The 15,664-nt window shown below is 68.9% G+C and carries 17 protein-coding genes and 1 tRNA gene; 5 read left to right on the top strand and 13 right to left on the bottom strand.

The genetic code is table 11. The features are described 5' to 3' along the window. Positions 1 to 4: 4 nt before the first annotated feature. From NBT67_RS09710 to NBT67_RS09720, 3 genes are all read right to left on the bottom strand, one after another. Positions 5 to 2,185, bottom strand: a complete 2,181-nt coding sequence (locus NBT67_RS09710; RefSeq protein WP_251341521.1) for a hypothetical protein — start codon at positions 2,183 to 2,185, stop codon at positions 5 to 7. Positions 2,186 to 2,288: 103 nt separating this feature from the next. Then, positions 2,289 to 3,359 carry an archaeosine biosynthesis radical SAM protein RaSEA gene (locus NBT67_RS09715; protein WP_251341522.1) on the bottom strand — a complete coding sequence of 357 codons (1,071 nt, stop codon included), beginning with the start codon at positions 3,357 to 3,359 and terminating at the stop codon, positions 2,289 to 2,291. Between the two features lie 55 nt (positions 3,360 to 3,414). Next, positions 3,415 to 3,774 (bottom strand): VanZ family protein, encoded by a 360-nt coding sequence (locus NBT67_RS09720; protein ID WP_251341523.1) that lies wholly within the window; start codon positions 3,772 to 3,774, stop codon positions 3,415 to 3,417. Positions 3,775 to 3,882: 108 nt separating this feature from the next. Here NBT67_RS09720 and NBT67_RS09725 point away from each other — a divergent pair, with 108 nt between their 5' ends. Next, a complete protein-coding gene (locus tag NBT67_RS09725; RefSeq protein ID WP_251341524.1) occupies positions 3,883 to 5,817 on the top strand; it encodes an aldehyde ferredoxin oxidoreductase family protein in 1,935 nt (644 codons plus the stop codon). A gap of 48 nt (positions 5,818 to 5,865) precedes the next feature. Here the strand turns inward: NBT67_RS09725 and NBT67_RS09730 are convergent, their stop codons facing one another. Together NBT67_RS09730 and NBT67_RS09735 are read right to left on the bottom strand one after the other, a co-directional pair. After that, positions 5,866 to 6,423, bottom strand: coding sequence for an NUDIX hydrolase (locus NBT67_RS09730; protein ID WP_251341525.1), 558 nt, complete (start codon positions 6,421 to 6,423; stop codon positions 5,866 to 5,868). Between the two features lie 42 nt (positions 6,424 to 6,465). Beyond that, the gene (locus NBT67_RS09735; RefSeq protein WP_251341526.1) at positions 6,466 to 7,731 is read right to left on the bottom strand and encodes an arylsulfotransferase family protein; all 1,266 of its coding nucleotides are present in this window, start codon (positions 7,729 to 7,731) and stop codon (positions 6,466 to 6,468) included. Between the two features lie 105 nt (positions 7,732 to 7,836). Between NBT67_RS09735 and NBT67_RS09740 the strand changes: the two genes are divergently transcribed. Both NBT67_RS09740 and NBT67_RS09745 read left to right on the top strand, forming a co-directional pair. Continuing rightward, positions 7,837 to 8,778, top strand: coding sequence for a cell division protein CdpA domain-containing protein (locus tag NBT67_RS09740; protein WP_251341527.1), 942 nt, complete (start codon positions 7,837 to 7,839; stop codon positions 8,776 to 8,778). Positions 8,779 to 8,894: 116 nt separating this feature from the next. After that, positions 8,895 to 9,929 (top strand): disk-shape morphogenesis protein volactin, encoded by a 1,035-nt coding sequence (locus tag NBT67_RS09745; protein WP_251341528.1) that lies wholly within the window; start codon positions 8,895 to 8,897, stop codon positions 9,927 to 9,929. Here NBT67_RS09745 and NBT67_RS09750 read toward each other — a convergent pair. Next, positions 9,905 to 10,468: a zinc ribbon domain-containing protein gene (locus NBT67_RS09750; protein ID WP_251341529.1), complete on the bottom strand. Its 564-nt coding sequence runs from the start codon at positions 10,466 to 10,468 to the stop codon at positions 9,905 to 9,907. The two genes, NBT67_RS09745 and NBT67_RS09750, sit on opposite strands and share 25 nt — an antisense overlap. Before the next feature lie 113 nt (positions 10,469 to 10,581). On the opposite strand from NBT67_RS09750, the gene NBT67_RS09755 reads away from it, so the two are divergent. Further along, positions 10,582 to 11,460: a PGF-CTERM sorting domain-containing protein gene (locus tag NBT67_RS09755; RefSeq protein WP_251341530.1), complete on the top strand. Its 879-nt coding sequence runs from the start codon at positions 10,582 to 10,584 to the stop codon at positions 11,458 to 11,460. Positions 11,461 to 11,538: 78 nt separating this feature from the next. Here NBT67_RS09755 and fer read toward each other — a convergent pair whose 3' ends face one another. Next, a complete protein-coding gene (gene fer / locus NBT67_RS09760) occupies positions 11,539 to 12,180 on the bottom strand; it encodes a ferredoxin Fer (RefSeq protein WP_251341531.1) in 642 nt (213 codons plus the stop codon). Positions 12,181 to 12,451: 271 nt separating this feature from the next. Here fer and NBT67_RS09765 point away from each other — a divergent pair, with 271 nt between their 5' ends. Beyond that, entirely contained in the window at positions 12,452 to 13,069 is a 618-nt protein-coding gene (locus tag NBT67_RS09765; protein WP_251341532.1) for a tyrosine-type recombinase/integrase, read from the top strand. Between the two features lie 6 nt (positions 13,070 to 13,075). Here the strand turns inward: NBT67_RS09765 and NBT67_RS09770 are convergent, their stop codons facing one another. The 6 genes from NBT67_RS09770 to trmY all read right to left on the bottom strand — a co-directional run bounded on the left by NBT67_RS09770 (position 13,076) and on the right by trmY (position 15,637). After that, positions 13,076 to 13,480 (bottom strand): PIN domain-containing protein, encoded by a 405-nt coding sequence (locus tag NBT67_RS09770; protein ID WP_251341533.1) that lies wholly within the window; start codon positions 13,478 to 13,480, stop codon positions 13,076 to 13,078. Then, a complete protein-coding gene (locus tag NBT67_RS09775; protein WP_251341534.1) occupies positions 13,477 to 13,719 on the bottom strand; it encodes a hypothetical protein in 243 nt (80 codons plus the stop codon). Before NBT67_RS09775 ends, NBT67_RS09770 begins: the two co-directional genes overlap by 4 nt. 254 nt (positions 13,720 to 13,973) lie before the next feature. Beyond that, positions 13,974 to 14,516 carry a hypothetical protein gene (locus tag NBT67_RS09780; RefSeq protein WP_251341535.1) on the bottom strand — a complete coding sequence of 181 codons (543 nt, stop codon included), beginning with the start codon at positions 14,514 to 14,516 and terminating at the stop codon, positions 13,974 to 13,976. Next, the gene (locus tag NBT67_RS09785) at positions 14,513 to 14,854 is read right to left on the bottom strand and encodes a hypothetical protein (RefSeq protein WP_251341536.1); all 342 of its coding nucleotides are present in this window, start codon (positions 14,852 to 14,854) and stop codon (positions 14,513 to 14,515) included. Before NBT67_RS09785 ends, NBT67_RS09780 begins: the two co-directional genes overlap by 4 nt. A gap of 64 nt (positions 14,855 to 14,918) precedes the next feature. Beyond that, positions 14,919 to 14,991: transfer RNA gene (locus NBT67_RS09790), tRNA-Pro, on the bottom strand. A 52-nt stretch (positions 14,992 to 15,043) separates the two neighbouring features. Then, positions 15,044 to 15,637: a tRNA (pseudouridine(54)-N(1))-methyltransferase TrmY gene (gene trmY, locus NBT67_RS09795; RefSeq protein WP_251341537.1), complete on the bottom strand. Its 594-nt coding sequence runs from the start codon at positions 15,635 to 15,637 to the stop codon at positions 15,044 to 15,046. Positions 15,638 to 15,664 lie beyond the last annotated feature (27 nt).

Consider the following 15,664-nt stretch of genomic DNA (forward strand, 5'->3'; position numbering starts at 1 on the left):
CCGGTCAGAGCTTCTCGGCCGCGAGGGCCTGGTTGGTCCGACGCCGGGCCTGTCGGAACCGGCGGTCGACCGCCGCGGCCACGGGCTCCGGGAGCGTGTCACGGAGCCCCTCGAACCGCTCGACCGTCCGCCGGAGGTTCGCCGCGAGGGCGTCGAGCGCGCGGTCCGAGCCCGCCCGGTCGCCCGCCGCCGCCCGCTCGGCGGCCCGGTTCGCGGCGCCGCTGACCGCCTCCAGCGCCCGCAGCAGTCCGCCGAGGGTGTTGGTCGCGCCCTCGCCGCCGGGGATGGCGTCGGCGATCCGGTCGACGGTCGACCCGTCCCCGACGGTGCCGAGCTGGTCGGCCGTCTCGTCGGCCACGGCGGCCACGAACGACGCCAGCGACGCCTTGCCAGTGCGCGGACGGTCGACGCGCACCGGGTCGGCGTTCTGCGGATTGACGCGGAAGGCGCCGATGGCGTCGTCGACGTCCCGCACCTCCGCGGTGTAGGCGCCGCGCCGGTCGACGTACACCGCGTCCGGGCCGTCCAGCGGCGCGTCGTACAGCCGACCGCCGAAGTCGTCGTCGACGGCGAGGTCGGTCAGCTCCGCCTCCGTCCCCGCCGCGTCGACTTCGAGTCTGAGGGCGTTCTCCCGGGGGACGAGCGGAATCTCACCCCCAGCGCCGGCCAGCGTGGTCGTCCCGCGCGCGCCGGCGTCCGAGGGCGTCGGCGTCGCGCTGGCGGTGCCGTCGGCGTCCCCGTCGTCCCCCACTTCGACGGGTTCGGCGTGGGGGGCGAGCCCCGGGCCGTTGACCGTCAACTGGTGGGTCCCCGACTCGACGCCGCGGAGCAGCAGCGTGCCGCGGAACGTCGGGGCGGCGACGGGGTCGCTCCGGAGGAGCGCGACGGCCTCGACCGACGTGGCCGCCGTCGTCACGCCCTGTCCGGCCGGCGCGTCCGGCGACTGGTCGGTCCGCGTGACCGTCGCCACGAGGTCGTTCAGCGGTCCCGGCGGGGCGATGGCGTCGTAGCGGTCCGCGAGCGCCGCCCGGTGAGCGGGGTCGGTGATGTCGGCGGCCGGGTCGTCGTAGCGGGCCTGCTCCCACGGGGTGCCAGCGGTCGAGATGTGGCCCGCGATGGCGTCCTCGGCGAACTTCGGGACGGCGAACTCGAAGCTCAGTTGCGGTCCGGTGAACTCGGCGATGTGCGCCACCTCGCTCGTGGGGACGAGGTCGTAGGTCGCGTCACCCTCCGGCTCGGAGCGGCCGGCGAAGTCGACGACGAGGCCCGGTTCGCGCGTCCGGAGGTCCGAGGGGGGCGCGGACAGCGCGTCGAAGGAGCGCACCGTCAGCGACGCCGGGACGAGCGTCTCCCGGTCCACCGCGGGGAGGCGCTCGTGCTCGTAGAGCGGCGCGCCGTCGAGTTCGGGGATCACGTAGGGGAGGCGCATCCCCTCGTCGCGGGGGAGGCCGTAGGCCGCCGGTAGCTCCGCCAGCGTCCCGACGACGTCGAGCGCGCGGTTCGTGATGTCGGCGGACAGGTCGCCGAGGGGGAGTCGCTGGAAGCTGTTCCGCCGCTCGTTCAGCGACAGGGCACTGGAGTGCGAGCCGAGTTCCGAGAGGATGCGCGGCGGCCGCGTGGGGTCGAGGAACTCGTTGTTCGGCACCCGCGGGGAGTGCGAACTCGCGACGAACAGCTGTGGCTCGCCGGTGTCGACGTCGACGAAAGCGTGTACCACCTCCCAGTCGTGCCAGTGGAAGTTGGTGGTGAACTGGTCGAACGCCGAGTAGTACCAGTACTGGACGACGGCGAGCGGCGACGACTCGTACTCGACGACGTGGTAGAACACGGTCGGGTTCGGTGGCGTCTCCGACTCCCGGGACGCGCGGGTGTAGCCGTTCAGCGCGTCGAAGCCGTCGACGACCGTCTCGCCGTCGCGCTCGGTCGCGTAGGGCCGCGGGTCGGTCGGCAGCCACCGCTCCGCGGCGTCGAAGGAGAGCGTCGGCGCGAACCGCTCGGCGAGGCGTCGGGCCTCCCCGTCCGTCGGCGTCGAGGTCGGGGCGTCGGTGGCGCCGTCCCCGTCGCCGCCGGACGACGGGTCACCGCCGCCGGGCGCGGGACACCCCGCCAGCGACGCGGTGCCCGCGCCGGCGAGGGCCGAGAGGAGGGTGCGCCGACGGAGTCCCGGGGGGTCAGGGTCGTCCATCCGCTGCCCCCGGGGTGGTCGTCGTCGAACGAACCGCCGCGAGCGGCGGCGCTGTGCCGAACATACCGCCACCTGCGGACCCCCGAGCAAAGGCCTTGTGGCGCTACCGCGTCAGCGGCATCGCGAAACTCGTCTCCTCGTCGAGCACCGTCTCCCACGTCGCCTCGCAGTCGCAGGCCACCTGCTCGAACACCGAGGGGTCCTGTCGGAGGTCGAAGTCCTTGATCGCCCGCTGGACCCGGTCGTCACAGTCGCCGCAGTTGTGCGGGCCGCGGTCGCTGCCCGCCCCCACGGGGTCGGAGACGACGATGGCGTCGGCGTCGGCGGTGCGTTCGAGGACGGCGGCGACCGACCAGAGCCACGGCGGCCGGTACCCTCCCTCGAAGTGGAGGTCCTCGACCATCGTGTGTCGCTGGACGTTGCAGGGGTTCATCGAGACGGTGTGGCAGTGTTCGGCACACCGACGCACCGACTCGACCATGTCCTCCAGGGCCTCGCGCTCGGAGAGGAAGGGCGGCTTCATCAGGAGGTACGCCTTCACGCCGGCGCCGGCGGCGTCGGCCTCCGCCGTCGCCGCGACGAAGTCCTCGAAGTCGAAGTACTTGTTCACGCAGTCGTGGCGCACGCGGTCGGTGGCCGTCTCCAGGCCGACCGCGACGTCGGTCGCGAGGCCGCGGTCGGTGAAGTCCGAGAGCTTCTCGCGGTCCACGAAGTCGGGGAGGGATTCGACGACGATCCGCTCGCGGTCGGCGAACGCGGACGCGATGGCGTCGCGGGTCTCCGCGCCGACCTCGCGTTCGTCGAGGAAGGAGCCGGATGTGTAGATCTTGATCAGACCGGAGCGCTCGTCGGCGTTCTCGCGTTCGTGGTCGAGGCAGGCGTCGATCTGGTCCATCAGGGCGTCGTGGGGGACCGATCCGCCCTCGACGGACTCGGCGACGTAGCCACACATGGTACAGCCACCGGCCCGTGCCCAGCGGCAGCCGCCGGTGTTCAGGATGATCGTGAGCGACTGGTAGACGCCGCCGGGCGTGTTGTCCTCGTCGATCCACACGCGGGTGGGTTCGTGGGGGTCGTAGGTCTCGTCCTTCCGGGAGCGGATCTCCCGCATCACCTGGTTGTGGGCGTCCATCCCGCGCCCGCGCTCGTAGACTTCGGGGCTCGGCTGACTCATCGTCGCCCGGTAGCCGGCCGACGCGTAAAGCGGCTTCGGGGTGGCGGCGTGCGGGTCACCCGTCGGTCGGCGGGGAACGCCCCCGGCGGAGGGCGATCCGTCCGGCGACGCCGAGGGTCGCCCCGGCCCCGTTGATCGCGGCGTCGGCCAGGCTGGCGGTCCGGTGAGCGAGGCCGGCCTGGAGAAGCTCGATGCCGGCGCCGTAGCCGGTGGCGACGACGACCGCGACGGCCGCACCGCGCCACCCCGGGCGGACGAGGGCGGCGCCGAGGGCGGCGTAGCCGACGAGGTGGAGCCACGCCGTCCCGGCCGAGCCGGGGCCGGACGCGCCCAGCCAGCGGGGGTTCAGCACCGAGGCGACGAGGAGCGCCAGCGCGAGGCCAACTGTGATGGACGACCGCCGTGTTCGTGACATGTTTTCGGCACACGGCGGCGACATATAGAGGCCGCGTAATTGAATCCGATTACATCACCGAAGCAACGACTAACAGCTTGGAGATGTAATGAACTAACGTACGTTACCATGACAGACTTAGGCGGATTCAGAGATCACGTAGCGCACGTGGACCTCGGCTCCGGAGATGTCGCCTACCAGGGCATCGACGACGAGGACGCGAAAAAGTACATCGGTGGCCGCGGGCTCGGCGTGAAATACGTCTTCGACGCCGGTCCGGAGGTCGACCCGCTGGGCCCGGACAACCGACTCGTGTTCATGAACGGCCCCCTCACGGGGTCCCAGGCCGTCATGAGCGGTCGGATCGCGATCTGTACCAAGTCCCCGCTCACGGGGACGGTCACGGACTCCCACCACGGCGGCTGGTCCGGGGCGCGACTCAAGTGGTCGGGCTTCGACGGACTGGTCTTCGAGGGGCAGAGCGAGGATCCCGTCTACGCCGTCGTGGAGGACGGCGAGGTCGAACTCCGCGACGCCTCCCACCTGTGGGGCAAGGGCGTCCACGAGACACGGGACCTCGTCGAGGAGGAGGTCGAGGGGTCCTACGGCAAGAACCTCTCCATCATGGCCATCGGCCCCGCCGGCGAGAACGAGGTTCGGTACTCCTGTATCATCAACGAGGACGACCGCGCCTCGGGCCGCGGCGGCACCGGTTGTGTGATGGGCAACAAGGGCCTGAAGGCCGTCGTCGTGAAATCCGGGACGAAGATGCCCAAGCCCGCCGACTCCGACACGTTCGGCGAGGGCGCCCGGCAGGCCATGCAGGTCATCCAGGAGTCCGACGTCACCGCGCCCAACGAGGGCGCGCTCTCGATGTACGGCACCAACGTCCTGATGAACATCACGGAGGAGATGGACGGTCACCCCACCAAGAACGGGAAGTACACGTCCTCCTTCGCGATGAACGAGGAAGAGGGCACGGACGTCGAAGCCGAGAAGATCAGCGGCGAGAACGTCCGCGAGAACATCCTCGTGGACGAGCCCACCTGTCACTCCTGCCCCGTCGCCTGCAAGAAGGAGGTCGAGGTCAACTACAAGCACAAGGGCCAGGACATGAACGTCCGGATGGAGTCCTACGAGTACGAGAGCGCGTGGGCGCTCGGCACCAACTCCACCAACGACGACCGCGACTCCATCGCGGTCATGATCGACCGCTGTAACGACATGGGCGTCGACACCATCGACATGGGGAACATCTTCGCCATGTCGATGGAGATGACCGAGAAGGGCAAGCTCGACGACCTCGACGACGGCGTCGACTGGGGCGACGAGGAACACATGATCGACCTCATCGAGGAGGTCGGTCACCGGAGCAGCGACCTGGGTGACCTGCTCGCCAAGGGCGCCGAGGGCATCGCCGACGAGATGGACGCCCACGACTGCCGGCTGGACGTCAAGGGTCAGACCATCGCGGCCTACGACCCGCGCTGCATGAAGGGCATGGGCATCGGCTACGCCACCTCGAACCGCGGTGCCTGCCACCTGCGCGGCTACACGCCGGCCGCCGAGATCCTCGGCATCCCGGAGAAGGTCGATCCCTACGAGTGGGAGGGCAAGGGCGAACTCTGCGCCACCTTCCAGGACCTCCACGCCATCTCGGACTCGTTCGACATCTGCAAGTTCAACGCGTTCGCGGAGGGCATCGAGGAGTACGTCAAGCAGTACAACGGCATGACGGGCCGTGACCTGTCCGAGGACGAGCTCATGACGGCTGGCGAGCGCGTCTACAACCTCGAACGCTACTTCAACAACCTCGCCGGCTTCGACGGCGCGGACGACTCGCTGCCGGGTCGGTTCGTCGAGGGCGACGAGGAGGCCATCCCCGGCCAGCGCGGCTCCGAGGGTGAGCTCTGCGAACTCGCCGAGATGAAAGACGAGTACTACAGCCACCGCGGCTGGGTCGACGGCGTCGTCACGGACGACACGCTCGAACGCCTCGACATCGACGCGGGTCCCGGCACGGGCGTCTCCGGCTCCGGCGGTCAGGCTCCGGCGGACGACTGACGCCGCTCCCGAACTTTCGTTTTTTCCCGAGCGGCGAGCGACGGCTCCCTACGGCGCTCGTCCCACGCCGTCCCGGAGTTCGTACCCCGTGACCGCGGCGACGGTCCGGCCGTCGCGCAGGTCGTCGTCGAGGACGGCCGCCAGCAGGTCGTCGTATCCGGTCGTGGCGACGCGGATGCTCTCGTTGAAATCCAGGTTTCGCTCGCCCGTGGGGACGCAGTCCCGGGCGACGTAGTAGTGGTGGACGGAGTTGGCGATGCCGTTGGTTGGCTCCGCGGAGAACAGATGCGAGACGGCGTCGGCCTCGTATCCCGTCTCCTCGCGGAGTTCGCGCCGGGCGGCGGCGGCCAGGTCGACGTCGGCGCCCTCGACGGAGCCCGCGGGCAGCCCGCGGTTCACCCGCCCGACGGCCTGTCGCCACTCGTCGATGACCACCACGTCGCCGTCCGGGGTGAACGGCAGGACCACGACGGCCGCGGGTTCGTCGACGTAATGAAAGTCGGTTTCGGTGCCGTCGGGCAGGCGGACCTCGTCGCGGCGCACGTCGAAGCCGGGACAGGTGTAGTCGACGGCCGAGTCGGTCGTCTCCCAGGTCAGGTCGTCCATGTGGGCTCCTCGGGGCGGCCGCCCCAAAAATCTGCGCGGGCGCTACGCCCCGTCGCGCCACCGGAGGACGAGTCCGGCGCCGACGAGGCCGAGCGAGACGAGGGTCGCGAGCAGGTGAATCTCGCTCACCCACAGCGGCAGGCGGACGCCGGCACTGATCAGCCGGAGCAGGGGCGTGAGCAGGGGAACGCTCCCGCCGGCCGCGGCGTCCGTGTCGGCGTCGCCGTATGTGGGTCCGCCGACGGCCTCGCCGACGGGCAGGCGGTCGGCCTCGTAGGGCAGGGCGCGGTAGTCGAGCCGGTGTTCCCAGACCACGCGACCCGATTCGTTGACCTCGACGAGGCGGGCGTTGCGCGTGTCGGTGATCAGCGTGTGGCCGTTGGGGAGGCGGTCGGCGTCCCGCGGCCAGTCGAACTTCTGGCCGCCGGCGCCGCGGAGGACCCACGCGGGCTCCCACTCGCCGCTCTCGGTGCGGTGGAGTTCGACGACGCGGTGGTTCTCGCTGTCCGCGACCAGCACGGCGCCGTCGCCGAGCCACTGTGGGTTGTGCTGGTGGTAGAGGACGTCCGGGTCCCCGACGAGCCCGTCGTCGTCGGTGGCGTCGTCCCGGTCCTCGTTGATCACCTGCACGACCCCCTCGCCGCGTTCGAGGACGACCAACTGGTTCGCGTTGCGGACGGAGACGAGAAAGCGCCCCTGCCCGATGCGGTCCACGTCGTTGATGTGGAGCCAGTCGACCGTGGTGGGGTCGGGGGGCGCCTCGTAGCGGGAACTCGCCTTCCACTCCCAGGTCACCTCGCCGTCCTCGACGATCACGACCCGCTCGTGTTCCATGTCGGCGACGACGAATCCGCCGCCGGGCAGGGGCTCCACGTCGTGTACCTCGCTGGCGACCCGGTTGCGAACCGGGAACGACCACTCCGCGACCACGCTGGGGGTCGGCTCGGGGTCGATGATCCGGTAGCCCGTGCGGTGACACGGCGGCGAGTAGGGGCCACAGTCCTCGTAGCCGTCGGCCATGTACCCCGCGAGTACCGACCCGTTGTCCAGTCGCGTCACGTCGAAGTAGGTGTCGGCCGAGGACTCCCGCCAGCGCTCGTCGTGGCCGTCCAGCAGCCGGACCGAGCCGCCCTCGACGTAGCTCCCGACACCCTGGACGCCGAGGAGGGTCACGCGCTCGCTGTCGGGCGCCGGGGCGGCGCTCGTCGTTCCGGCGGGCGCCAGCGCCGCGCCGAGGACGGCAGTCGAGAGGAGACACAGACAGCCGAGCGCGACGAGCGTCTCGCCGAGACCGAACCGGGAGGGCATCAGTTCCCGGGTCGGCGAGTTCGCGCATAAGCCTTCGGATACAGCGTCAGACCCTCGTCAGACGGTCGCCAACAGTCAAATGGGTCGAGCCTGTAACGCTCACCAATGAGCACGGACGACACCCCCGACAACGTACTCTTCGAGTGGTACGGCCGGTACATCGGCGACCCCGAGACGGAGACGGACGTCTATCTGGGATTCGCGCTCTTCTTCGGCGGCATCGCCCTCGGCGCCGTCGGCATCCTCGTGTTCCTGCTCTCGGCGCTTTCGAGCGGGACGGGAGCGCCGGCGTGGGCGATCAGGGAGGTGTCGATGGTGGCCGCGAGCGTCGGCCTCCCCCTCCTCCTCCTCGGGATGGTGGTCCTCCTCCCCGGAGACCGGCGGATGACCTACGTCTCGCTCGGGGGGCTGGCGGTGTGTCTCGTGGCCGTCGGCCTGTTCGTCGCCACCTACCCGCGGAACTGGAACGTGGCGTGGTCGCCCGACTACAGCGCGCAGGGCGTCGCCATCTACGCCGTCGGCCTCGTCGCCGTCGTGGGGGCGACGGGGGCGGCGCTGGTCGGCCACCAGGTGGAACGGGCCACGCCTGGCGAACGTGCGGCCGAGGTGCGCGCCGAGACGGGGGCGGCCGAGTCGGGCGGCGGCGGGGGCAGCGGTGGCGGCGCGGGCGGCGAGTCGGTCTCCGACGAACAGGTCCGCCGCGACATCGACGAGGCGATGGCCGACGCCGACCTGTCGTGGGGCGGCGTCAACCGGAAGAACACCAAACGCCTCGAACTCAACACCGACGCGGAGGTGGAGGTCGACCGCGAGGCGTTCGAGAACGCCGAGGCGACGACGGTGCGGTCGTCGGACAGCAGCGTCGACGACGCCCTCTCGAACCTGCGGAAACTGCAGGGGCGGGAACGCGACACCGACTCCTCGACGGGCGTCGACGACCAGACGGCGGCGCTGACGGAACTCCGCCAGCAGCAGGAGGCCGAGGAGATGGCGACCGAGGACGACGAGAGCCTCGTCGACCGTGCGAGGGGACTGTTCTCGCGGTAGGATCGGCCGTCGTTCCCGAAACCGTCCGAATTCGACCGTCTGACGCCCGTCAGACCTAGGTAAGCGGTCGGACACTTGGGCGAACGTTTATGATGGCGACGGGGCATCACACGCGTATGGCAAAAGGCCTAGACGTCGGCACCATGAACCTCATCTCGGCACAGCAGGAGGGCGCTGAGACGGTATTCGTCCAGCAGCGAAACTCCTTCGTCGAAATCGAGTACTCCGACATGGCGGAGCAGATGCTCTCGCGGAGCGACGTCCTCCACATCCGGAAGGACGACAAGGTGTACGTCGTCGGCGACGACGCCCTCAACTTCGCGAACATCTTCAACGAGGAGACGCGCCGCCCGATGCAACACGGCATCCTCTCCTCCGAGGAGTCCTCCGCGATTCCGATGATCAAGCTCATCACCGAGCAGGTGGTGGGCCAGCCCAACCACCCCGGCGAGCGCCTCTACTTCTCCTCGCCCGCCGACCCCATCGACTCCGACCTCTCCACCCTCTATCACGAGAAGACCCTGGAGTCGATGCTCGGCGACATGGGCTACGAACCCGAACCAATCAACGAGGGGATGGCGGTCATCTACTCCGAACTCGCAAACCACAACTTCACCGGCCTCGGCGTCTCCTTCGGCGCCGGCATGACCAACGTCTGCCTGTCGTACTACGCCGTGCCCGTCATGAAGTTCTCCATCGCCCGCGGTGGCGACTGGATCGACGAGCAGGCCGCGCAGGCGACGGGCACGCCCGTCGACAAGGTCACCTCCATCAAGGAGGACGACTTCGAACTCGACTTCCGGACCGACGTGGGCGGCGTCGAGGGCGCACTCGCCATCTACTACGAGAACCTGCTCGACTACGTCATCGAGAACATCGCCCACGAGGTGGACGAGGAGGACGTCGAGGAGGACCTGGACGTCCCCGTCGTCGTCACCGGCGGCACCTCCAGCCCCCGCGGCTTCGAGAAACTGTTCGAGGACCACCTGCGCGACGCCTCGATTCCGTTCTCGATCAGCGAGGTCCAGAGCGTCGACGAACCCCTCTACAGCGTCGCCCGCGGCGCGCTGGTTGCCGCCCGCTCCGACGAGGAACAGGAAGAGGAGGAGAGCGGCAACCGGCAGGCTCAGGAGTCGCCCGCGGAGGACTGAGACGGCCGGGTCGCCGCGTCCTCGGCCGCCGACTCGTCCGTCCCGTCGGTCCCCGCAGCCGACGTCTCCGGCGCCGACGCCGCGGCGTCTTGGTCCGCCGACTCCTCGGCCGCCGATTCTTCGGCCGCCGATTCTTCGTCCATCGACTCCTCGGCCGCCGATACTTCGTCCACCGACTCCTCGGCCGCCGACTCCTCGTCCACCGACCCCTCGTCTGCCGACCTCTCGTCCGCCGATTCTTCGTCCACCGACCCCTCGTCCGTCCGTCGCTCGTAGAACCGCCGGAGCGCCTCGTCCCACGACTCCCCCGACCCTTCTGAGGGGCGGGAGAGCGGCGGACGGAGTTCGACGCCCGGCTCCGCGTCGGCGTCGTGAGCCCGGTAGAAGCGCCGGAGCGCGTCGTTCCACGACTCGACGCGACGGGGGTCGCCGCGGTGCTCGGCGGAGATACCGACGTAGCCGCAGTCCTCACAGACGGACGCCTCGCGGCCCTCCAGGGCGTACGTGGCGAGCGCGCCACCACACTGCGGACAGTCCATATCCCCGGATTTCCGCCCCACCTATTTAGCCTTCCCCCCGCCGGGGACCGGGACTGCACCCACCGACGCGCCGCGGCGCAGTTTTATGAGACGCCCGAACTATGATTGCAGAGATGACACCTTACTGGAAGCGGGTCGCGGCAGTCGCGCTGGTCACGATCGCCGTCGCGGCCGTCGCACTCCCCGCCGCGGCCGTGAGCGAGCCACGGGACAGCCCGTCGGACACGCGCCCGCCGGTCCGGATCTACGCCAGCGAGACGCTCGACGTCTCCGAGGTTCGACTCTCCGGCGGCGGCACCGTCGGCGAGGCGGAGACGACGTTCACCGCCGTCGGCGGCGGCGCGACGTTCACCGTCGACCCGACGAGCGCCGACTTCGACGGCGTCGCTCCCGGCGCGTACTACGCCACGGACGACTCGGACGTTCGGGCGGACGTCCTGATCGTCCGGCCGCAGGTGTACAGCCTGCTCCTCCGGGACTCCAGGGAACGGGACGTCACCGGGGCCTCCGTCGACGCCCAGTACCTCCAGCGGCTGTCGGTCACGGCCCGGTACAACTTCGTCGACGCGGACCGACTCGACCTCACCGTCACCGGGCCGTCGGGGAGCGAGGTCGCGACCGGACGCATCACGACCAGCCCCGGCACCACCACGGTGACCGTCGACGACCCGCAGCCGGGGCGGTACGCGGTCACGGTCCGTGGGAGCAACGTCGAGGCGGGCAACCGAACCGTGACCGTTCGCGTGCGGGGCGAGACGGCGGCGACGGCGACGGCCACGGCGAGCCCGACGCCGACGGCCACGCCGACCGCGACCCCGACCGCCACCGCGACGGCGACCGCGACTCCGACCGCCACCGCGACCGCGACCGGGACCGATACCGCGACGGCGACCGCCACCGCGACGCCCACGACGGCGAGCGACGGCGACGGGTTCGGCGTCGTCGTCGCGCTGGCGGCGCTGCTCGCCGTCGCGCTGCTCCGCCGGCGCTGACGGGGTCAGACGGTTCACGTACCAGTTTACCGGTGGGTCGCCGGAACTCACCCCGGTACTGACGGACGATACCCCGTATCAGTCGACCGACCGCGCCCGCTCGAACCGATACGGCGGGAGGATGAGGTCGTCGAGGTCGGGCATCCCCTTGACGTTGTAGACGACCTTCAGTTCGGCCGTCGTCGGGGCGCCGATACAGGAGAGCTGGATGCCCCGATCGAGCAGATCCGACGGGAGTACGTGATCGATGGGCGTCGTCATCTCGCCCTCGACGACCGCCACCGCGCAGTTCGCACACGCCCCGCCGCGACAGGCGTAGGGCCACGCGAAGCCGCGGTTCTCGGCCGCCTCCAAAAGCGTCTCGCTGGGCTCGGCGAGGAACTCGCCGTAGTCCGCGGGGTCGAGGTCGGCCGCGGCCGCCTTCTCGAACAGGTCGTCGTCGTCGAGGCTCCAGCCCCGGTCGTCGATCACCTCGTAGTCGAGATACTCGACCCGGGAGCCCTCCGGCCGGGCCGGCCCGTCGCGGGCGTCTCCGTCGTCCTCGTCGGCGTCGACGCGCCCCTCCACGATCGCCTCGTAGGCGGCCTTGACCCGCTGGAACGCGCGCGCCGAGCCACCCTGATCCGGATGGGTCTCCATCACCCGCCGGCGGTAGGCCCGGTCGACCTCCGACTCGTCGGCGTCCGGATCGATCCCCAACACGTCGAACGGAGCGTCCACACCCGGCGTAGGGGAGCGGACGAATAAATCTCCTTGGACCGCGGGTCGCCACGGAGGACGGACTCGACGCGGGGAGGAGGGTGACGGCGACCCGCGTTCGGTCGGCCGTGGAGCGACGCTCGCGGGAGCGGGTACCGACACCCGAGGGCCGCCGCTACCGGTTCGAAAGTGGGGAAGTGGGCCGGCACGATGTGGATTTCTGAACGTTCGACTCTGTGAATAGAATCGCACATTCAAGTCCTCTCCACCTACCCCTCTTTATAAATCTACCATGCCGAACGACGCCGGCAATACAGAAACGAACATTCACTGGCTCAAGCCCGAGCAGGTTGAGGCCATGCGCGACGCCGCTCACGAAGGTCAACACGGTCCTCGCGACGATGCCGTCGCGACGATCCTTTACGACACCGGCCTCCGACGTGGAGAGCTCTCTGAGGTAAACCGCGACATGCTCGACCTGGACGAAGAGCAGCTGCGCATCCCGGCGTCGATCCAGAAGGACTACCCAACCAACCGGTCCCCGAAGGCTGCGACTTTCGCCCTTGACCCCAGCGGTCAACTCCGAACTGTCCGGACCCTCCGAGCCTATCTCTCCTCAAGAACGGACACGTCCCCAGCGCTGTTCCCTTCGCGGAAGTCCGACCGGATGACGGGTAAAGGATTGAACGACGTCGTGAAGCGGCTCGCAAAAAGGGCTGACGTGCGTCCCTTCTCCTCTGCAGGTCGCGGTGATCCGGGCGACGTGACCGCGCACACACTCCGGCACTCGGTGGCGTGGAGGATGCTCCGCGCGGAGGACGGAAACACGCTGTACGACGTCCGAAATCGACTTCGACACGCCACCATTCTCACGACCGAACGGCGCTACGACCACTTCGAAACGATCTAGCGTCTATCAGTATGTGATGACATCGAGTCCTTCGATGTCCTGAAAGTCTCCATCGTTAGAGACAACGGGTTCGTTGAGAATCAACCCGTGAGCGGCGACGACAGAATCGGCACCATCCAAGTCTTTGAGACGGTCAGAAGCCTTGTGTTTCCCCCGAAGAGTTCCTGCTCGGCGGGCGATATGATCGTCGAGTTCAACAGAAACAGTTCCTTGGATGATCGCAGAGTACTTCCGACGCAGAGACGTGGCGTAGTCTGCATCCTCGATCTTCCCGAGTCCGTAAAACAACTCCCAGATCACTGCAGTTGGTAGACGGATCGGTTCGGCTGATGCGTCGGCTTGTCGAGAGACCTCGAGGGCTGCGGGATCCCGTTCGACGAGGTCGCCGAGGTAGTTGGTATCGACGATCACGTCGGGAGTTCGTCGTCCAGTTCCGCAAAGTCGTCCTCGTCGTCGATCTCTCGGAGGACCTCTGCCACTTCCTCCCGGTCGGCGTCGTCGACGTCGTCCCATCCCTCGGTCGCCCACTCGTACAGACTGAAGTCCCGTCCCAGTCGCTCGGCCGTCTCCCCGAGCGTTTCGCCCTCACGCTGTTTGCTCTTGAGATATGCGTGGTAGGACTCACTCACGCGAATCTGCTTCGTACCCATATCCGCTCGTTGACGCTGTCGACACGAAAACCTATCGTCGAGAAAAGCGGCGGTTCCTGCCTATACGTACTGAGAGACTTCACAGCCGATCCGAGAGTACTGAGGGACGCTGAAACATCGAGAACGCACCGCTACGCACCGCTACAGCCGATTTACCACACTCTAACGAACACATACTTACAAAACTACACTTGGAGTAGGCTACAGCCTACTTTCCTGGTGGCGGCTTGGAGTGGTAGGTTGCGGGCACCGTTCTACGTCCTCCCTCTGTGAAGCTCCTCAGCGAGTTGCGTATCGCTGAGGTCGTCGTCGACGAGACGCACGAGTTCGTCCTCGAGGTCGTCACGGTCCACGACGAGGCGGTTCGCGGCGTCGTCGCGCTCCTGGACGCGGATCGAACCCCACCGGCTCACGAGCTTGTCCCAGGCGTCGTGAACCGTCCGATGATGCAGGTTCGTCTCCGGCCGGGCCATGTCGACGACGTCGCCGGCCGTCACGGCGCCGCCCTTCCCCGCGGTCGTGATCGCTTGCCTGACGACTTCGTTCCGGGACAGGAGTTCCGCGCGCTTGACCTTCGTCGGACCGCCGTCGGCGCGGGCCCGGTCGCTCGTCTCGCCGGCTACCGCGACCGCGAGTTCCGCGTCGTTCTTCGCCTCCTGGAGCTCTTCGCGGAGTCGTTCGTTCTCCTCCTCGAGCTCTTCGACGCGGTCGGCGAGGTCGCTGACCTTCGCGAAGAGTCCGTTCACGTTCCCGTCGATCCGCTCGACGTCGTCGGCGAGGGACTTCTGCGCGCTCATGGTGGAGAGCACCCCCGCCGAAAGGTGCCGGCGCCACCCGCGAGCGGGTCCCGGATGTGCTGCCGGACCGACTCGCGGACGGCCTGCTCGCCGACGACGACTCGGTCGATCCACCGCTCTTCGTCGAAGCGCGTGTTCACGCGGTAGTAGACGGTGGCGTCGTCGATCTCTTCGCGGACGTAGCCGCTCCACCCCGCGCCGTCCTCCCACAACCGGAGTTCGCCGTCGACGAACAGGTCGTCGACCTCGAGTTCGTGGCGCTTCGTGACGACCGCGCGGAGCGAGTTGTCGTCGACGTCCAGGTCGACAGAGACATCGACCGGGTCCTCGACGCTCACGCGGACCACCCCGTAGAGCGGCCGCTAAGTGTCGTAGAAGTGGGGAAAAAGGGTATATACCCTATGGGCCGGCACGAATTTGAATCGTGGTTACGGCCACCCGAAGGCCGAAGGATACCAAGCTACCCCACCGGCCCGCGGTCGAACGAACGCCAGCGGCGAGTTTAACAGTTGTGATTCGGCGGGCGATCAGTACGACCGGAACCCCTCGGTGTCGAGGTAGTTGTGCGCGACGGTGATGGCGTGGTCGGCGTGGAGCGCGCGGGGGCCGAGGCGGACGCGGGCGTCGGCGCGTTCGGCCAGCAGGTCTGCCTCCCGGTCGGTGAAGTCGTGGTGGTCCGAGAGGACGAAGACGGGGTCGGCCGGCGGGGCGTGGTCGACGGCCGGCGTTCCCGCCTCGTGGAGGTGGACGAGCGTCCCGTCGGCGACGGCGTCGAGGGTCGGCTCGAACCCGCGGCGACGGATCGAGACGCCCGGACTCGACTCGACGGGCTGGTGGCCGATGGCGTCCTCGCGGCGCTCCAGGGCCCCGCGTATCAGGGCGGCGGTGCTCCGCTCGTCGGGGTTGAGCCGTCGGAGGTCGCTCCCCTCGAAGGTCAGGGTGAAAGAGTCGTCGAGGACGAGGTGGACGCGGACGTCCTCCCGGATGGCGTGCGAGAGGAAGAAGGCGGAGGTGACACACCGGCAGAGCACGTCGAGACGGCCGGCCGCGCCGGCGAGGTCGTCGAGCGAGAAGTCGGGGGTCGTGGGTGCGTCGTGGCCGATGACGACGAACTGGCGCATGGCGGGGCTGGGAGGCGAGCGGCCTTG

Source organism: Haloplanus sp. GDY1 (assembly GCF_023703775.1).
GTDB lineage: Archaea > Halobacteriota > Halobacteria > Halobacteriales > Haloferacaceae > Haloplanus > Haloplanus halophilus.

Bases quoted from the DNA above. Each gene is read 5' to 3' on its own strand.
- NBT67_RS09775 (WP_251341534.1), bottom strand. From the start codon at position 13,719: ATGGGTACGAAGCAGATTCGCGTGAGTGAGTCCTACCACGCATATCTC.
- NBT67_RS09730 (WP_251341525.1), bottom strand. From the start codon at position 6,423: ATGGACGACCTGACCTGGGAGACGACCGACTCGGCCGTCGACTACACC.
- NBT67_RS09715 (WP_251341522.1), bottom strand. From the start codon at position 3,359: ATGAGTCAGCCGAGCCCCGAAGTCTACGAGCGCGGGCGCGGGATGGAC.
- NBT67_RS09725 (WP_251341524.1), top strand. From the start codon at position 3,883: ATGACAGACTTAGGCGGATTCAGAGATCACGTAGCGCACGTGGACCTC.
- NBT67_RS09765 (WP_251341532.1), top strand. From the start codon at position 12,452: ATGCCGAACGACGCCGGCAATACAGAAACGAACATTCACTGGCTCAAG.
- NBT67_RS09720 (WP_251341523.1), bottom strand. From the start codon at position 3,774: ATGTCACGAACACGGCGGTCGTCCATCACAGTTGGCCTCGCGCTGGCG.
- NBT67_RS09755 (WP_251341530.1), top strand. From the start codon at position 10,582: ATGACACCTTACTGGAAGCGGGTCGCGGCAGTCGCGCTGGTCACGATC.
- NBT67_RS09750 (WP_251341529.1), bottom strand. From the start codon at position 10,468: ATGGACTGTCCGCAGTGTGGTGGCGCGCTCGCCACGTACGCCCTGGAG.
- NBT67_RS09740 (WP_251341527.1), top strand. From the start codon at position 7,837: ATGAGCACGGACGACACCCCCGACAACGTACTCTTCGAGTGGTACGGC.
- trmY (WP_251341537.1), bottom strand. From the start codon at position 15,637: ATGCGCCAGTTCGTCGTCATCGGCCACGACGCACCCACGACCCCCGAC.
- NBT67_RS09735 (WP_251341526.1), bottom strand. From the start codon at position 7,731: ATGCCCTCCCGGTTCGGTCTCGGCGAGACGCTCGTCGCGCTCGGCTGT.
- NBT67_RS09710 (WP_251341521.1), bottom strand. From the start codon at position 2,185: ATGGACGACCCTGACCCCCCGGGACTCCGTCGGCGCACCCTCCTCTCG.
- NBT67_RS09745 (WP_251341528.1), top strand. From the start codon at position 8,895: ATGGCAAAAGGCCTAGACGTCGGCACCATGAACCTCATCTCGGCACAG.
- NBT67_RS09780 (WP_251341535.1), bottom strand. From the start codon at position 14,516: ATGAGCGCGCAGAAGTCCCTCGCCGACGACGTCGAGCGGATCGACGGG.